This window comes from Amycolatopsis sp. NPDC051102 (genome assembly GCF_040682815.1).
In the GTDB taxonomy this organism is placed as follows: domain Bacteria; phylum Actinomycetota; class Actinomycetes; order Mycobacteriales; family Pseudonocardiaceae; genus Amycolatopsis.
This window is the reverse complement of the sequence record NZ_JBFBBT010000019.1, coordinates 1-16616: the sequence shown is the minus strand read 5'-3', so window position 1 is coordinate 16616 and position 16616 is coordinate 1. Positions and strand designations below refer to the sequence as shown.

General features: G+C 70.9%; 18 protein-coding genes. 10 read left to right on the top strand and 8 right to left on the bottom strand.

The features are described 5' to 3' along the window. Nucleotides 1-35: 35 nt before the first annotated feature. The 5 genes from AB0M93_RS36480 to AB0M93_RS36460 all read right to left on the bottom strand — a co-directional run bounded on the left by AB0M93_RS36480 (nt 36) and on the right by AB0M93_RS36460 (nt 4913). Nucleotides 36-1139 (bottom strand): pentapeptide repeat-containing protein, encoded by a 1104-nt coding sequence (locus tag AB0M93_RS36480; RefSeq protein ID WP_364282589.1) that lies wholly within the window; start codon nt 1137-1139, stop codon nt 36-38. 4 nt (nt 1140-1143) lie between these two features. Further along, on the bottom strand, nt 1144-2046 hold the full coding sequence (locus tag AB0M93_RS36475; protein WP_364282586.1) for a hypothetical protein: 903 nt from the start codon (nt 2044-2046) through the stop codon (nt 1144-1146). A gap of 200 nt (nt 2047-2246) precedes the next feature. Beyond that, nucleotides 2247-3116, bottom strand: a complete 870-nt coding sequence (locus tag AB0M93_RS36470) for a lysozyme (protein ID WP_364282583.1) — start codon at nt 3114-3116, stop codon at nt 2247-2249. A gap of 192 nt (nt 3117-3308) precedes the next feature. After that, nucleotides 3309-4118: a lysozyme gene (locus AB0M93_RS36465; RefSeq protein WP_364282580.1), complete on the bottom strand. Its 810-nt coding sequence runs from the start codon at nt 4116-4118 to the stop codon at nt 3309-3311. Between the two features lie 90 nt (nt 4119-4208). Further along, entirely contained in the window at nt 4209-4913 is a 705-nt protein-coding gene (locus tag AB0M93_RS36460; RefSeq protein WP_364283014.1) for a type VII secretion system-associated protein, read from the bottom strand. 56 nt (nt 4914-4969) lie between these two features. Between AB0M93_RS36460 and AB0M93_RS36455 the strand changes: the two genes are divergently transcribed. Beyond that, on the top strand, nt 4970-5350 hold the full coding sequence (locus AB0M93_RS36455) for a sterol carrier family protein (RefSeq protein WP_364282577.1): 381 nt from the start codon (nt 4970-4972) through the stop codon (nt 5348-5350). A 16-nt stretch (nt 5351-5366) separates the two neighbouring features. On the opposite strand, the gene AB0M93_RS36450 is transcribed toward AB0M93_RS36455, so the two are convergent. After that, nucleotides 5367-6200 carry an SAM-dependent methyltransferase gene (locus tag AB0M93_RS36450; RefSeq protein ID WP_364282574.1) on the bottom strand — a complete coding sequence of 278 codons (834 nt, stop codon included), beginning with the start codon at nt 6198-6200 and terminating at the stop codon, nt 5367-5369. A 164-nt stretch (nt 6201-6364) separates the two neighbouring features. On the opposite strand from AB0M93_RS36450, the gene AB0M93_RS36445 reads away from it, so the two are divergent. The 6 genes from AB0M93_RS36445 (at nt 6365) to arfB (ending at nt 11232) form a co-directional block, all read left to right on the top strand. Continuing rightward, nucleotides 6365-7243 (top strand): helix-turn-helix transcriptional regulator, encoded by an 879-nt coding sequence (locus tag AB0M93_RS36445; protein WP_364282571.1) that lies wholly within the window; start codon nt 6365-6367, stop codon nt 7241-7243. Between the two features lie 248 nt (nt 7244-7491). Continuing rightward, nucleotides 7492-7731 carry a DUF397 domain-containing protein gene (locus AB0M93_RS36440; RefSeq protein ID WP_103347895.1) on the top strand — a complete coding sequence of 80 codons (240 nt, stop codon included), beginning with the start codon at nt 7492-7494 and terminating at the stop codon, nt 7729-7731. After that, complete coding sequence (locus AB0M93_RS36435) at nt 7718-8023, top strand: hypothetical protein (RefSeq protein WP_364282568.1); 306 nt, start codon at nt 7718-7720, stop codon at nt 8021-8023. Before AB0M93_RS36440 ends, AB0M93_RS36435 begins: the two co-directional genes overlap by 14 nt. Nucleotides 8024-8140: 117 nt before the next feature. After that, nucleotides 8141-9667, top strand: coding sequence for an amidophosphoribosyltransferase (gene purF / locus AB0M93_RS36430; protein WP_364282565.1), 1527 nt, complete (start codon nt 8141-8143; stop codon nt 9665-9667). A gap of 29 nt (nt 9668-9696) precedes the next feature. Continuing rightward, complete coding sequence (gene purM, locus AB0M93_RS36425; protein ID WP_364282562.1) at nt 9697-10767, top strand: phosphoribosylformylglycinamidine cyclo-ligase; 1071 nt, start codon at nt 9697-9699, stop codon at nt 10765-10767. Nucleotides 10768-10815: 48 nt separating this feature from the next. Beyond that, nucleotides 10816-11232, top strand: coding sequence for an alternative ribosome rescue aminoacyl-tRNA hydrolase ArfB (gene arfB, locus AB0M93_RS36420; RefSeq protein ID WP_364283011.1), 417 nt, complete (start codon nt 10816-10818; stop codon nt 11230-11232). Here the strand turns inward: arfB and AB0M93_RS36415 are convergent. After that, the gene (locus AB0M93_RS36415) at nt 11229-11963 is read right to left on the bottom strand and encodes a GNAT family N-acetyltransferase (protein WP_364282559.1); all 735 of its coding nucleotides are present in this window, start codon (nt 11961-11963) and stop codon (nt 11229-11231) included. The genes arfB and AB0M93_RS36415 overlap by 4 nt on opposite strands. 373 nt (nt 11964-12336) lie before the next feature. Continuing rightward, nucleotides 12337-13245 carry a Gfo/Idh/MocA family oxidoreductase gene (locus tag AB0M93_RS36410; protein ID WP_364282556.1) on the bottom strand — a complete coding sequence of 303 codons (909 nt, stop codon included), beginning with the start codon at nt 13243-13245 and terminating at the stop codon, nt 12337-12339. A gap of 77 nt (nt 13246-13322) precedes the next feature. Here AB0M93_RS36410 and AB0M93_RS36405 point away from each other — a divergent pair, with 77 nt between their 5' ends. The 3 genes from AB0M93_RS36405 to AB0M93_RS36395 are packed head-to-tail and all read left to right on the top strand — an operon-like array spanning nt 13323 to nt 16595. Continuing rightward, nucleotides 13323-13946: a hypothetical protein gene (locus AB0M93_RS36405; RefSeq protein ID WP_364282553.1), complete on the top strand. Its 624-nt coding sequence runs from the start codon at nt 13323-13325 to the stop codon at nt 13944-13946. Next, nucleotides 13936-15000 (top strand): CbiQ family ECF transporter T component, encoded by a 1065-nt coding sequence (locus AB0M93_RS36400; protein WP_364282550.1) that lies wholly within the window; start codon nt 13936-13938, stop codon nt 14998-15000. The genes AB0M93_RS36405 and AB0M93_RS36400 overlap by 11 nt, the downstream gene beginning before the upstream one ends. After that, the gene (locus tag AB0M93_RS36395) at nt 14997-16595 is read left to right on the top strand and encodes an ATP-binding cassette domain-containing protein (protein WP_364282547.1); all 1599 of its coding nucleotides are present in this window, start codon (nt 14997-14999) and stop codon (nt 16593-16595) included. The genes AB0M93_RS36400 and AB0M93_RS36395 overlap by 4 nt, the downstream gene beginning before the upstream one ends. The last annotated feature ends 21 nt before the right edge of the window (nt 16596-16616 follow it).

The window sequence follows — 16616 nt, the reverse complement described above, 5'->3', positions numbered from 1 at the left end:
GGCCTCCGAGGACCGCGGCGGCGCAGGTCCGCTACTCAACCCACCTTCGCCACGATCCGAGCCTCCCCATCGCTCAGCTCCTCCAGTCGCCAAACCCCCGGCAGCCGAACATCCTTCTCCGCCCGCACAAGCGTGTTGTACAGCGAAACCGACTCCGGCAGCGTCCCGAATCGCAGGTCGGTCTGCCCGTGGAAGCAAGCTCGCCGGAGATCAAGGGAGCTCGTCACCTTCACCCCGGTGAACAGCGCGTCGTCGGCGAACTGTGCGTCCTTGAACGTGGTCGGGCCGGCGAAGGTCGTGTCCGTGAAGTCGGTGAGCTCGGCGAAGTGGGTTCCGCTGAACCAAGCGTGGCTCTCGAAGACCGCGCCCCGGCAGCGGAAGTACCCGATGAGCCGGCCGACGTCGGTGCCCGCCGCCGTGAAGTACACCTTGTCCTTGAAGCGGCAGCCACTCAGGTTGGTGCTGCTGTGCAGGGCTGCGTACCTCAGCAGCAGTCCCCCGATCCGGCGGCCGGAGAAATCCAGGTACTCGACGACGGCCCCGGTGAGGTCCAGGTCGTAGTCCGGGGCGTCCGGCGCGTCGGCCGGCGGGAGCAGATCCTTGATGAGGCGCTGCGCGGTGAGGCGCACCTGGAGCTCCTCCTCCTGCTCCGGCGTGCCCCGGGTGCCGCCGCGTTCTTTGCGGTCGAGTTCCTTGTTGTACCGCGGGTGCTCGAACGGACGGCGCAGGTACGAACACAGCACGTCCAGCACCGTCTGCGTGTATTCCGGCCGGCTGCGCGCCAGGCCCGCCAACGCGTGCAACGCGCCCACCCGCACCTGGTCCGCCGCGTGGCCGAGCAGCTCGACCGCTTTCGCGAACCGCTCGTCCGCGACCCGGGCACGGTCCTGCTCCGCCCGCTGCGACTCGAGTTCGTGGCGCTGCCGCTCGATGTCCTGGCGTCGTTCCTCGACGCGGCGACGCCGGTCGTTGAGCCAGAGCGCGTACAGCGCCACGATCGCGCCGCCCGCCAGGCCGCCCGTTTTCAGCGCGTCACTGCGGCTGGTGGCGGGGTCGGTCAGCAGCCAGCCGCCGACCCCGAGCAGCAGCACCACCGATGCGAGGAACGTCCACGCCAGCGGCGATCGCCACAGCTTCACCGGCTCAGGACACCAGCATGGTGCTGACGCAGAAACCCTTGTTGTCGAAGTTCGTCGCGCTCAGCGTGCCCTTGACCGGCTTGCCCGCGGCCGTCCCGGTCACCTGGCCCTCGACCAGGTACTTGTCGGTCGGCACGTCGCCGAGCTGCAGCTGCAGCGGCGGCTTGAGGAACGTCGAGAGCCACGACTCGAGCAGCTCCTTCGAGTCCGCGCAGCCCAGCGCGACGGCGCCGGCGTTGTCGCCCGCGTTCAGCTTGTCGATGAACCCCTGCAGCACGACCTTGGCGTCCGCGCCGCCGCTACCACCGCTGTCGGGCGGCGTCACCTTCGCGGAGGTAGCCGTCTTCCGGGGGGCAGTCGGCTTCGTCGGCTGGGCGGACGTGCTCGACGCCGGGGCCGCGGCCGTGTTCTCGTCCTTCGACAGGAAGAACCCGGGCGCGACGAACCCGGTGATGCCCAGGGCGAGCACGACGACCACGGCGGCGCCGATGGCGATCCACATCCCGGTCTTGCTCTTCTTCGGCGGCGCGGGCGGCCCGCCGAAGCCCTGCGAGTAGCCGCCGGTCGCCGGGTCCCAGCCGGACACCTGGCCGCCCGCGTTCGGGTCCCACGCCTGCTGGCCGTACTGCTGCGCGTTCGGGTCCGCCCACGCCGACTGCTGCTGCGCGTTCGGGTCGGCCCAAGCCTGCTGCGCGTACGGGTCACCCCACGCCGGCTGCGGGTTCGCCGGGAAGCCGCCCGACGGCTGCGGGTACCCCTGCTGCGGGTACTGCTGCGTCGGGTACGGCTGGTTGGGGTCCCACCCGCCCTGCTGCGGGTACGGCTGCTGCGGGTAGCCGCCGGACTGCGGCTGCTGGCCGTAGGGGTCGGGCTGACCGGGCTGGCCCGGCTGAGGCGGGTAGGTCATCTGTCCATGCCTTCCGGGCGCTGGGGGGTGTTCGTGCGCTTCCGACGTCCGGTGGACGCGTGCGGTTCCCCCGGGCGTGGCTGCAGCATTCTGCAAGCTCGGACGGTACGGCATGGAACCGGCTCCCGGTCGTGGCGACGCGAAACCGCGTTCCGGGTGGCGGAGCCCGGTCGGCACGATCCGGGAGCCGGTGGGGATGGTCAGCCGTTGGCGAGTGCCTGGAGCCGGTCGTAGGCACCGTTGAAGGTGTCCTGGTCGAGCGGGCTCGAGGTGTACTGCCAGACGGTGTAGAAGCCCCAGTTGTAGGGCAGGGCGCCGACTGTCGACGAGTACCGGGCGACCCACAGCGGCGCTGTGCTGGAGAAGTCGCCGCTGACGCACTGGCCCCACCAGTTCGCCGACGTGTAGATCACCGGGTACCGGCCGGTCTTCGCGTGGTAGGTGTCGTGGAAGTCGAGGATCCACGCCGTCATCGCCGCCGGGCTCAGCCCGTAGCAGGTCGCGCCGTACGGGTTGTACTCCATGTCCAGCGCCCCGGGCAGCGTCTTGCCGTCCTTCGACCAGCCGCCGCCGTGGGCGACGAAGTACGTCGCCTGCGCCGCGCCGCTCGAGGTGTTCGGCGTGGCGAAGTGGTACGCGCCCCGGATGAAGCCCTGGTTGTAGGAGCCGTTGTACTGCTGCGCGAAGTACGGGTTCGTGTAGCTGGTGCTCTCCGTGGCCTTGGTCCAGACGAACCGCTTGCCCTGGTTCCACCAGCTCGCCCAGTCGACGTTGCCCTGGTAGCTGGCGACGTCCATACCGGCCACTGTGGCCAGCACCTGGTTCGGGATGGCCTGCGCCGGTTGCGGTTGCTGCGCGGCCTGCTGCGTCTCCGGCGTCGACTTGTCACCTTCGACGCGCCGGATCTGCGACCCCAGCTCGTGGTTGTGCGTGGCGATGTCCGCGTTGATCGCGGCCACGGGGTCGACTTCGGGGGAGAAGGTCGTCGCCTGGGCCGTGCTGCCGAGCAGGAGCAGCGTGGCCGGGACGACCAGGGCGGCGAACAGCCGCCTTCTTCGGGAAGTGGACATGTCGGATCCCTTCACAGATACCCTCGCGACGAGCGGCTTACTGCAGGTAGCCGCCCGTGCACGATTGTTAGGGACGACGTGCCGTTTGTCACTCAGTTCCGTGAAATTGGGTATACGTGTGGGTGATTTTCTCCGGAAGTCGATCTTCAATTGGTTGGTGGTTAACACCTATTATTCGCAACTTTCGGCCGTTCAGCCCAGTGCGAGCGCGAGCAGCCGGTCCGCCGGGCCGTTGAACCAGTTCTGGTCGCCGGGCAGCGGGCCGCTGTCGGCGAACTGCCAGATCGTGTGGATGGTCCAGCTCGCCGGCAGCTCGCCGATGAAGGTGTTGTAGCGCGCGATCCACAGCGGATTGCCGCCGAAGCCGGCGCTGTTCGCGGTGCAGCGCTTCCACCAGCTCGTCGACGTGTAGATCGTCGGCAGCCGGCCGGTCACCGAGAAGTAGGTGTCGGAGAACTCGCGGATCCACGCGACCATGCCCGCGGCGTCCTTGCCGTAACAGGTTTCGCCGTAGGGGTTGTACTCCGCGTCGAGCGCGCCCGGCAGCGTCTTGCCGTCGGCCGACCAGCCGCCGCCGTGGGCCAGGAAGTACCGCGCCTGCGACGCGCCGTCGGAGATGTCCGGCCGCGCGAAGTGGTAGGCACCGCGGATGATGCCGGCTTGGTAGGAGCCGTTGTACTGCTGCGCGAACTGCGGGTTGACGAACCCGGTGCCCTCGGTCGCCTTGACGTAGACGAACTTGGCGCCCGACCCCGCCGCGCCGGACCAGTCGACCGGGCCCTGGTGCCCGCTGACGTCGTGGCCGAGCTGCTGGTCGTCACCCCCGTACAGCACGTCGGGGGCTTCGCCGACGCCCTCGACCTTGGCGATCTGCGAACCCGCGTAGTGGTCCTCGGCGCCGGCGTAACCGTCCGCGGCGGTCGCCGGGGACTGCCCGGCGAGCAGCAGCACAGCGGCGGCGAAGGGGACCAGCGAACGACGTTTCACCCTCTTGCACCCCATCGCTTTCGAGAGACTTCTTCAGCCTCACGATGCACCCGAGCCGCCGGATCGGCGACTCGGGTGGTCACCCGATGGAGTTGGATCCGCAGGTCAGCGGCGTTCCTCGGCGAGCGCCTTCAGCAGGTGCTCCGCCGGCACGACGGCGGTGATCAGGTCGTGCGGGTTGATCGCGACGGGGTGGCCGCCGAGCAGGCCGACGATGTCGCGGCCGAGCACGGCCCGCGCGTGCGGCCACTCGCTCGGCACCAGCGACTTGCGCGTGTACGCGGGCACCATGACCCGGCCGTCGGTGTTGTGGAAGCCGATGACGGTCCGCTGCACCGGCGACATCGCGTAGACGAACAGCGTCGCGTCGAGGACGACCTTCGGCAGGTCCGACGGCGGGCGGTGCTCGGTGCGGACGAGCTGCAGCAGGTGCTCGAGGTCGTTCGCCGGGTCCGGGAAGCCGAGCGCCTTGGGCGAAGGGCGGTAGCGGTCGTTGGGGTGGAAGTCCGCGACGACGTCGCCGGCGCCGTTCACCGGGTAGGCGCCGACGACCGCCCAGGACGGCACCGGGCCGTTCGGGTCGAAGGCCTCGTCGATGACGTAGAGCCAGCTGTTGGGGTTGGTGCGGGCGTTCGCCCGCATCTCCGCGGTGATCTCGGGCGTGCCGTGCTTGCCGGTGCGGCGCGCCTGCTGGCCTTCGCGCCGCGCGGCGCGGTTGTGCTTGCCGTGCCTGCCGGGGCGATCGGCTCCGCTTCCGGTGGGCTGCTGCGAAACCATCCGATCCGCCTCGTCCCGCTGCGCCATCGTCATCCCCACGTTCTCGGGTGTACCTGCCAAGTCTTGGTGCGCCACTCTACTGTTTGCCCATGGCCTCTTCGCGTTCGGTCGACCCCGGACAGTTACGTGCGGCGGTGCTGGCGATTTCCCCGTGGCTGCAGGGCGATGCGCCCGATCCGGCGCGCCCGGAACTGGCCGCGGCGGTCCGGCTGTCCCTGCGCGCGCTGGCGGCCGACGCGCCGGGCCGGACGGTCGAAGTGCGGGTGCCGCCCTTCGCCGCGGTGCAGTGCGTCGAGGGTCCGCGCCACACGCGGGGCACCCCGCCGAACGTGATCGAGACCGACCCGCGGACGTGGCTCGAACTGGCGACCGGGCGACTGGACTGGACCACGGCGGTGGGGGACGGCCGGGTGTCCGCGTCGGGCACCCGGGCCGACCTGTCCCACTGGCTCCCCCTCGTCCGGCTCTGACGGAGGGGAGCGCGGGTCACGGCTTGCGGCCGACTCCGCCGGCGATGGTCCGCTGCGCGACGTTGAGGTCCTTGAGCCGCGGGCCGTCCGGCCACCAGTCGGCGCACAGGGTCACGCCCGGGTCGACCATTTCGAGCCCGGGGAACAGCGCCTCGATCTCCTTCTGCGTCCGGAAGGTGCCGGAGCCCATCGGGCTGTGCAGGAAGAAGTCCTCCATCCGGCGCGCGGTCGCGGAGTCCTCGTTCTCGGGGTCGAAGAAGTGGCTGATCCCGACGAAGGAGCCGGATGGCAGCGCGTCGACGTACTCCCGCATGATCTGGGCGGGCCGGTCGTGGTCGCCGTTGTAGTGGTGCAGCGTGCCCATCTGCAGCAGGACGAGCGGCTGGCTGAAGTCGATGTGCTCGCGGACGACCTCGTTCTCGAGGATCCGCTGCGGCTCGAAGATGTCCTCGGAGACGAAGTGGGTGTGCTCGTTCTCCTCGAGCAGCGCCCGGCCGTGGGCGAGGACCACCGGGTCGTTGTCGACGTAGACGACCTTGGTCTCCGGGTTGATCCGCTGGACGACCGAGTGGGTGTTCTCCGCCGTCGGCAGGCCGGAGCCGAGGTCGAGGAACTGGGTGATGCCCGTCTGGCTGGCGAGGAAGCGGCAGGCGCGGATGAGGAAGCCGCGGTTCTCGAAGGCCAGGTCCTGGGCTTCCGGGGCGGCCTTCTGCACCTTGTGCAGGACCTCCCGGTCGATCTCGTAGTTGTCCTTCCCGAGCAGGAAGGCGTCGTACACCCGGGCGATGCTCGCTCGGGTCGGGTCGACCCCGACGGGAACTCGTTCGGTCCGGGTCGCGGCGTCGGGCATCTTGAACCTCGCAAGTTCTGTGTCGAAAGTCTCGTACTGTACGTAGAGTAGGACTCCACACGCATGCGGTAAACCGGGTCACCTCTTTGCGCAGGACGGCCCAACGTGTACTTTCGGTAGTCGGGCTAGAACCCCCTGGTGACGTGAGCGCGGAAGGTCCGGGAATGAACGCGGTGAACGCGTCCGCAGGTGAACAGAACATCGGCCCCACGGCACGCCGGATGATCCTGGGCTCCCAGCTCCGCCGGCTCCGTGAAGAGGCCGGCATCACCCGTCAGCAGGCCGGTTACAACATCCGTGGGTCCGAGTCGAAGATCAGCCGGCTCGAGCTGGGCCGCGTCGGCTTCAAGGAACGCGACGTCACCGACCTGCTCACGATGTACGGCGTCGACGACCCGACCGAGCGCCGGACGTTCCTCGAGATGGTCAAGCAGTCGAACGAGCCGGGCTGGTGGCGGCGCTTCGGCGACACCATGCCGAACTGGTTCACCGACCTCGTCGGCCTCGAAGAAGCCGCCGCGCGAATCCAGATCTGGGAGCCGATCTACGTCTCGGGCCTGCTGCAGATCGAGCCGTACGCGCGGGCGATCTTCAGCCACGGCCGCCCGGAGATGGCCGACGAGCGCGTCGACCAGCTGGTCGCGCTGCGCATGCGCCGGCAGAAGATGTTCAGCAGGCCGGACGCCCCGCGGGTGTGGATGGTGCTCGACGAGTCGGTGCTTTATCGCCCGATCGGGGGAATGAAAGTCCTCAAGCAGCAGATCGAATTCCTGCTCGAGATGAGCGCGCTGCCGCACGTGTCGGTCCAGGTGCTGCCGTTCACGCGCAGCGGTCTGTCCGCCGAGCACGCGTTTTCGCTGCTGCGGTTCGGCGAGCCGGAACTGCCGAACATCGCGTACGTCGAATACCTCACCGGCGCGCACTACATCGAGAAGCGCGAAGAGATCGAAAAGTACAGCCGCGCGCTCGACATGCTGGCCGTCGACGCGGAGACGCCGGAGAGAAGCCGGTCGATGCTCGCGAAGCGGCGTCAGGAGATCTGAAACCGCCGTACCAGCGCCGGGGGCCGCAAGATCGGTGACTAACGGTAGCGATTGCGCCATTCGTGCGGGCGTCACTCACCTATTGGGTTAACCGGAACCGTCGGATTCTTTACCGTCAGAGAACTTTGCAAGAACTTCTGCACGTGCATTTACCGCTGCATGCGAACGTGCTAGCCTCCGACACGCGGGCAAATGCACATGCAGATGCATCGGCCCGAAAGGATCTTCCGCATCGAAAGGTGGGAACCATGGCTGAGCGATTCGAAAACGGCATCCCGGCCGATCGGCTGTCCGGTGCCCAGTGGCGCAAGGCGAGCTACAGCGGCGCGGTCGGCAACTGCGTCGAAGTCGCTCCGCTGACCAACGGGGAGATCGCGATGCGCAACTCGCGCTTCCCGACCGGCCCGGCCCTCGTGTACACCCGCGCGGAAATGGCCGCCTTCCTGGCGGGTGCCAAGGACGGCGAATTCGACGATGTCCTCGGCTGAGGCCGTCGCCCCCGTCTTCGACATCGAAACCGGACTGCAGGAGCTGGTGGCTCGCGGTTACCAGTTCGTCCACCCGGCCGACGAGCGCGGTGAGGTCCTCGCCGTCGTCGGCGTGCGGGTGCACGACGACGTGGTGGACGTGGTCCGGCTCAACGCCGAAGACGACGTTGTGGCGACCAGGATGCCCGGCACCGAGGAGAACATCCTCGAGCCGGAGCGGTGGCTGTGGCGCCGCCGCGGCGAGGGCGCCAAGGTGCTCACGGAGATCCTCTCCCTGCCGGACGCGTGCTAGACGTGCAGGCTCACGCCCCTGTCCGAAGTGGTCAGAACCACGTCGGGCGGGGCCGGGCCGGCGATCGGACCGTTTACACTGAAATCGGCCTGACCACGTCTTCCCAGGAGCTCCTCGGTGGTTTCCGACCCGCAGCTCGTGTCCGACCAGCCCGAACCGGAACCCCGTGAGGAGTGTGGCGTCTTCGGCGTCTGGGCTCCCGGGGAAGAAGTTGCGAAGCTGACCTACTACGGCCTGTACGCCCTGCAGCACCGGGGCCAGGAGGCCGCCGGCATCTCCGTCTCCGACGGCTCGCAGATCGTGGTCTTCAAGGACCTCGGCCTGGTGAGCCAGGTTTTCGACGAGCAGATCCTGCAGTCGCTGCAGGGCCACATCGCCGTCGGGCACTGCCGGTACTCGACCACCGGCGCGACCATCTGGGAGAACGCGCAGCCGATCTTCCGCACCACCGAGACCGGCAGCGGCCTCTCCTTTGCGCACAACGGCAACCTCGTCAACACCGCCGAGCTGCGCGAACGCACCATCGAGGCGGGGCTCAAGCCGCACGCGGGCCTGACCGGCTCGTCGAGCGACTCGGACCTGATCTGCGGCCTGCTCGCCGCGAACGCCGCTGACAAGGGCATCGAGGCGGCGGCCATGGAGCTGCTGCCCACCCTGAAGGGCGCCTTCTGCCTGGTGTTCTCCGACGAGAACACGCTGTACGCGGCCCGTGACCCGCACGGCGTGCACCCGCTGGTGCTCGGCCGGCTGGAGCGCGGCTGGGTCGTCTCGAGCGAGACGGCGGGCCTCGACATCGTCGGCGCGTCCTTCGTCCGCGAGGTCGAGCCGGGCGAGCTGATCGCCATCGACGCCGAGGGCCTGCGCTCGTCGCGGTTCGCGAACCCGGACCCCAAGGGCTGCGTCTTCGAGTACGTCTACCTCGCCCGCCCGGACACCACGATCGCCGGCCGCGGTGTGCACGCCACCCGCGTCGAGATCGGCCGCCGGCTCGCCAAGGAGCAGCCGGTCGAGGCCGACCTGGTGATGCCCGTACCGGAGTCCGGGACGCCGGCCGCGATCGGCTACGCGCAGGGCTCAGGCATCCCCTACGGCACCGGCCTGGTGAAGAACGCCTACGTCGGGCGCACGTTCATCCAGCCGTCGCAGACCATCCGCCAGCTGGGCATCCGGCTCAAGCTGAACCCGCTGCGGGACGTCATCCGCGGCAAGCGCCTCGTCGTGGTGGACGACTCGATCGTCCGCGGCAACACCCAGCGCGCGCTCGTCCGGATGCTGCGGGAGGCCGGCGCGCTCGAGGTGCACGTCCGGATCGCGTCACCGCCCGTGCGCTGGCCGTGCTTCTACGGCATCGACTTCGCCTCGCGGGCCGAGCTGGTCGCGAACGGCGTCGACACCGACGGCATCCGGCGCTCGATCGGAGCCGACTCCCTGGGCTACATTTCCCTGGACGGCCTGGTCGCGGCGACGGAACAACCGAAGTCGCGGCTGTGCACGGCGTGCTTCTCCGGCGAGTATCCGATCCCGCTGCCGGAGGACGCGCTGATCGGGAAGCACCTGCTCGAAAGCCTCGACGCGGTCAATGGCGCGGCGACCCCGGTCAGTCCCGCCGGGTACGGTGCCGAAGACGCCGTCCGGCGTCCCTAGCAGTTCCTTCCAGAGGGAGTCCTTCCACCGTGAGCGAGTCCACGAGCGCCACGTACGCCGCCGCCGGAGTCAGCATCGACGCCGGTGACCAAGCCGTCGAGCTGCTCAAGCCGCACGCCGCGCGGGCCACGCGCCCCGAGGTCCTGGGCGGCGTCGGCGGCTTCGCCGGGCTCTTCTCCCTGAAGCTCGACAAGTGGAAGGAGCCGGTGCTCGCGTCGTCGACCGACGGCGTCGGCACCAAGATCGCGGTCGCGCAGGCGCTGGACAAGCACGACACCGTCGGCATCGACCTGGTCGCCATGGTGGTCGACGACCTGGTCGTGACCGGCGCCGAGCCGCTGTTCCTGCAGGACTACATCGCCGTCGGCAAGGTGCACCCGGAGAAGATCGCCGCCCTGGTCGGCGGCATCGCCGAGGGCTGCGTCAAGGCCGGCTGCGCGCTGCTCGGCGGCGAGACCGCGGAGCACCCGGGGCTGATGGGCGAGCACGACTACGACATGTCGGCCACCGGCGTCGGCGTGGTCGAGGCGTCCCAGCTGCTCTCGCCGGAGAAGGTCCGCCCGGGTGACGTCGTGCTGGCGCTCGGCTCGTCGGGTCTGCACTCGAACGGGTACTCGCTGGCCCGGCACGTGCTGCTGGACATCGCCCGGATGCCGCTCGACGGGCACGTCGAGGAGTTCGGCCGCACCCTCGGCGAGGAGATGCTGGAGCCGACGCGGATCTACGCGAAGGACTGCCTGGCGCTGGCCGCCGAGACCGAGGTCCGGACGTTCGCGCACATCACCGGCGGTGGCCTGGAGGCGAACCTCGCCCGCGTCATGCCGCGCGGCTTGGTCGCCCGGCTCGAACGCGGCACCTGGACGCCGGCGCCGGTGTTCGCGCTGATCGGCCAGCGCGGCAAGGTCGAGCGGGCCGAGCTCGAGAAGACGTTCAACATGGGCGTCGGCATGGTCGCGATCGTCGGCGCCGAGGACGTCGACCGGGCGCTGGCCATGCTGACCGCGCGGCACGTCCCGGCGTGGATCCTGGGCGAGGTCCAGCCCGCCGGCGACGTCGACGGCCCGCGCGCGGTGCTGTCGGGCGACCACCCGCGGTTCTGAAACGCGGTTGATCAGGCTGTCACACTGGTTGACGTGGCAGCCGAAGACGTGGTGGTCGGCTCCCGGTTCGTGATCCCGGGAGCCGAGTTGAGCGAGCGCTTTTCGCGGTCGTCCGGCCCGGGCGGGCAGGGCGTGAACACCACGGACTCGCGCGTCGAGCTGTCCTTCGACGTCGCTTCCTCGCCGTCCATCCCCGAGCACCTGCGTGACCGGGTCCTGGCCGGCCTCGAATCACGGCTGGTCGACGGCGTCCTGACGATCGCGGCGAGCGAACACCGCTCGCAGCTTCAGAACCGCGAGGCCGCGCGCGGCCGGCTGGCGAACCTCCTGCTCGACGCGTCGGCGCCGCCGCCCGCCAAGCGACGCCCCACGAAGCCGTCTCGCGGTTCGAAGGAGCGTCGCCTGGCGTCGAAGAAGCGCCGGAGCGACGTGAAGCGTGGCCGCTCCGGCCGCTTCGACGACTAGCTCAACGACAGGTGCACGCACTCGCCCGCCGGCCGGTAGCCGACGCGGGCGTAGACGTTGCTTATCCCCAGGTCACCGGGGGTGAGGAACGCCGTGTGGGCACCGGCCTCGTGGACCGACCGGGTGAGGTGCGCGGTGAGCGCCGCAGCGATCCCGCGGCCGCGGTACGCCTCGAGCACGGCGATCCCGGCGACCTCGGTGGTGCCGTCGACGATTTCGAGCGCCAGGCCGCCGCCGACGACCGTGCCGGTCGCGACGTCCTCCGCCAGGAGGTACCGCACGCCGGTGCTCGGCTGTTCGGCTTCGCCGGGTTCCGCGGGTTCGCCGAACGCGATGTTCTGCGCCGACCGCATGCGCCGGAAGTCCGCGCCGGTCTCCGGCGCACGCAGGCGGATGCCCGCGGGGGCCGGCCTGTCGACGCGCTGGTCCGGCGCACAGGTCATCAGCGGCACCCGCCGTTCGAGCCCGTACCCCGCCTCGACCAGCAGTTTCTCCAGGTCGGGGGCGACGTCGGTGAAGTACTCCAGGCGCGGGAGCAGGTCCCGCCGCCGGTACGCCCCGGTCAGGGCGTCGATCTCGGCGACGGCCGGCTTCGCGCCGTCGTCCGGGATCGCGTAGTTGAGCATCGGGTGGGGCGTGTCCGGCGAGAAGGTGGCGAGGAACGGGCCGACCCGCTCGGTCACCCGCCCGCGTGGCGCCGTCTTGCGGACGTAGGTCTGGATGGCAGACATGAGAGCCCTTCGAGAGCACGTCAAGGAACCGCCGCCGGTGACCGGCGTGCGGGCAGAGCGCTGGGCGTCGGGCCTAGCGGGGGCCGACGCCGGGGACGGCGCCAGGCATAGGCAGTCATTCCTTGAAGTCGAACGGGCTCTTCCCGGCCATGGTCGCACGGCCGGCAACCGGATTTCCGGCCGTCATGGATCAGATATCGCGTACCCGCACCATCCGGTGATCTTTCCGGTGGCGCCGTTTGTCCGCTCGTGGTTCGGTCAGGAGGCGGCAAACCGTCCACAGTGGATGCTGTGGACAACCCTGTGGATGAATTCTGGGCGTCGGCAGGAAACCCTTGCGGCGCAGGGCAAGTACGCGAAGCGTGCCTGTGTACTACTTCGCGGCCAGTCGGCGTGCCTGCTCCAGCAGCGCCTGCAGATGCAGCCCCCGCCGGACGTCGCACGGGTGCGTCGTGGTGCCGCTGGCGATCATCGCCGCGAAGTCGTCCAGCAGCGCGGTGTAGGACTCCTGCGCGGAGCCTGGTTTGCGCCCGAGCGTCCGGTAGCCGTGCTGGCCCCAGACCGCGACCTCGACGACGGTCGGCTGCACGGGCAGCCGCAGCGAGAGCGTGGCCGTGCTGACGACGCCGCCCTCGTGGGCGAGCATCAGGTGCCAGAGGTCGCCGGGGCTCTGCCGGGCCGCCACGACCTCGGTGATCGGGCCGAGTGCGGCGTCCAGCATGTCGAGCGCGTGCGGGCCGATGTCGTACAGCGCGCCGCCGTCGTCCTGCCGCCACGCCGAGCCGGCGTACTGGCCGCCGAGCAGGGCGCCGGACAGCCAGCGCGCGCCGCCGCCCGCCCAGCCACCTGCCTGGGCGAGGCCGGCGAGCCACTCCTGGGTCTGCGCGGAGTAGCGCAGGGTCAGCACGACGAGCGCGGCGACGTCGGCCGCCGCGACCGCGTCCGCCAGCCGTTGCGCGCCGGCGAGGTCGGCGGCGATCGGCTTCTCCAGGATCAGGTGCTTTCCGGCTTCGGCCGCGCGCACGCCCAGCTCCGCCTGAACCGACGGCGGGACGGCGAACGCGACCGCGTCTACCTGCGCGAACAGCTCCTCGAGACTGGCCGCGGCCGCCGCGCAGTGCGTCTCCGCAAGCGCTTGCGCCGCTTCCGCCCGCCGCGCCCAGACCGCCGTCAGCGCGGTGCCGGGGTGATCCGCCAGGCCGGGCGCGTGCACCGTCGCCGCCCACGGGCCGGCGCCGACCAGGCCGACGCGCAGCTGTCCGTCCGCGATGAGCTGTCCCACGGCCCGCAGTCTAGGTGTGTCCCGCGTCGCGCCGGAACCGCACCTTCGGCGGGTGCCGGCGTGGTTAAAGTGCCTGCATGATCGCCTCCCGCTTCGCCGTTGTTTGCGCCCTCCTGTTCGGCGCCGCCTTCGTGGGCGCCGCCCCCGCTTCGGCGACGGGCACGGAGGGGGCGTGCCCCGAGGGCGGCGGCGTCACGGTGGTCGTCGACTTCGGCGACCTGGAGCCCGCTTCGCTGGTCCGCTGCGCCCCCGGGACGCCCGCGAACGGCATCGCCGCCCTGCAGGAGGCCGGGATCGAGGTGGCGGGCTCGCAGAAGTACGGCCTCGCCGTGGCCTGCCGGATCAACGGCAAGCCGGGCCCCGACGTCGAGTCCTGCGCGGGGATGCCGTCGGCGACGGCGTACTGGAGCTATTGGCACGCCTCCGCCGGGGGCAGCTGGACGTCGAGCCAGGAAGGCGCCCAGACGGCGAAGCCGGCCCCCGGCGGGTTCGAAGGCTGGGCGTTCGCGCGGCCGAAGTCGGCGAACGACCTGCCGTCGCCGCCGCGCGTGCCGCCGGTCCGGCAGGCGGCCACGCCGGCTCCCGCGCCCGCCGCCGACCAGGGCAGCTCGTTCCCGTGGGGCCTGGTGATCGGCGCCGTCGTGATCCTGCTGGTCGGCGGCGCCGCGATCGTCGTCGCCCGTCGCCGGCGTGCGCAGTAGGGCGCTGCACCCCGGTGCCTGGTGGGCCTGGGCGCTCGCGCTGGCCGTCGCCGCGAGCCGCACGACGAACCCGCTGCTGCTCGGGCTGGTCATCGCCGTCGCCGGGTTCGTCGTCGCGAACCGGCGGAGTGACGCGCCGTGGGCGCTGGCGTTCCGGCTGTACGTCTACGTCGGCGCGTTGATCGTCGCCTCGCGCGTGCTGTTCCGGATCCTCGTCGGCGGCGAAGACGGCGGACACGTGCTGTTCACGCTGCCGCGGATCCCGCTCACAGCCGGGTTGTCCCTGCTCGGGCCGACGTCGGCGGAGGAGCTCCTCGGCGGCTTCTACGACGGCCTCCGGCTGGCGGCGATGGTGGTCTGCGTCGGCGCGGCGAACGCCCTGGCCAACCCGAAACGCCTGCTCAAGGCGGTCCCCGGCGCGTTGTACGAGGTGGGCACGGCGGTGACGGTGGCGCTGACGGTCGCCCCGCAGCTCGTCGAGAGCGTGCAGCGCGTGCGACGGGCCCGGCGGCTGCGGGCGGGCCGGACTCGCGGGGTGCGGGCGGTCAAGGGCATCGTGGTGCCGGTGCTGGAGGACGCGATGGACCGGTCACTGCGGCTGGCGGCCGCCATGGACTCGCGGGGCTACGGGCGCCGGGAGTACCTGAGCCTGCGGCTGCGGGCGCTGATCGCTGCCTGCGTCCTGGCCGGCCTGGCCGGCGTGTGCGTCGGCGTCTACGGCGTGCTCGACGGGACGGCGCCGGTCTGGCTCGGGGTGCCGTTGCTGGCGGCCGGGCTGGTGGTGGCCGTCGTGGGGTTCGTCGTCGGCGGGCGCCGGGTGCGGCGGACGGCGTACCGGCCGGACCCGTGGCAGTGGCCGGAGACGCTGGTCGTCGCGGCCGGCGTCGCGGCGTGCGTGCTGCTGTTCGTGACCGCGCGGGTGGACCCGGACCGGCTGTTCCCTTCGCTGAGCCCGCTGCGCTGGCCGGAGGTTTCCTGGGTGCACGTGGTGTCCCTGCTGGTCGCGGCGCTGCCCGCGGTCATTGCGCCCCCGGTTGCGGAGGTCGTCCGGTGATCGAGTTCTCGCGGGTCACGGTGACCTACCCGGACGCGGCCCGTCCGGTGCTTTCGGACGTGTCGCTGGTGGTCGAAGAGGGCGAGTTGTGCCTGGTCGCGGGGCCGACCGGGGCCGGCAAGTCGACGTTCCTCGGCGCGCTCAACGGGCTCGTCCCGCACTTCACCGGCGGCCGGCTGGCCGGCCGGGTGCTCGTGGCCGGGCGCGACACGTCGGCGTTCCCGCCACGCGAGCTGGCGTCGGTGGTCGGCGTCGTCGGGCAGGACCCGCTGGCCGGGTTCGTGACGGACACCGTCGAGGAGGAGCTCGCGTACGCGATGGAGCAGCTGGCGGTGCCGCCGGACGTCATGCGCAAGCGGGTCGAGGAGACGCTGGACCTGCTGGGCATCGCGGAGCTGCGCAACCGTCCACTTCGGACGCTGTCGGGCGGCCAGCAGCAGCGCGTCGCGATCGGCTCGGTCCTGACGGCCCACCCGTCGGTGGTCGTGCTCGACGAACCGACGTCGGCGCTGGACCCGACGGCGGCGGAGGACGTCCTGGCGGCGATCACCCGGCTGGTGCACGACCTGGGGACGACGGTGATCGTCGCGGAGCACCGGATGGAGCGCGTCGCGCAGTACGCGGACCGCCTGCTGTACCTGCCGGGCGACGGTTCGGTGCAGTCGGGGACGCCCGCCGAGATCCTGACGACGTCGTCGATCGCGCCGCCGATCGCCGAGCTCGGACGGCTCGCGGGCTGGTCACCGCTGCCGTTGTCGGTGCGGGACGCACGGCGGGTCGCGGGCCCGCTGCGATCGCGGCTGCAGAAATTGTCGGTGGTGGGTCGTAGTCTCTCCGTGACCGGTTCGGCACTGGACGTGAGAGGGGTGGTGGTCCGATACGGAGATGTCCTGGCGGTGCGTGGGGTCGACCTGCGTGCCGGACCGGGAGAGGTGGTCGCGCTGATGGGACGCAACGGCTCCGGCAAGTCGTCGCTTCTCTGGGCGGTGCAGGGCAGCGGGCCGAGGTCGGCGGGGAAGGTCGACGTCGGCGGCGCGGACCCTGCCTCGCTCAAGCCACGAGTGGCCCGTCAGCGCGTCGGCCTGGTCCCGCAGACCCCGGCCGACCTGCTGTACCTCGATTCGGTGGACGCCGAGTGCGCACAGGCGGACACCGAGTCCGAGGTACCGGCAGGAACGGCCAGGGGCCTGCTGGACAGGCTCGCCCCGGGAATCGCCGGTGAAGCGCACCCCGGCGATCTCTCGGAAGGGCAGCGACTGGCGCTGGTGCTGGCGGTCCAGCTGGCGGCGGCCCCACCGGTGGTCCTGCTCGACGAGCCGACCCGAGGCCTCGACTACCACGCGAAAAGGCGCTTCGCCGCGATCCTGCGAGAGCTGGCCTCGCAGGGCCGCGCGGTGGTGCTGGCCACCCACGACGTCGAGTTCGTGGCCACGGTGGCCACCCGCGTGGTGGTCATGGCCGACGGCGAGCTGGTGGCGGACGGCCCGACGAGGGAGGTGATCGTCGCATCACCGGCATTCGCCCCACAGGTGGCGAAGATCCTGGCCCCGGAGCCGTGGCTGACGGTCGACGAGGTCACGGAAGCGCTGGCATGAGGGCGAGGGAGGAGGGGAGGG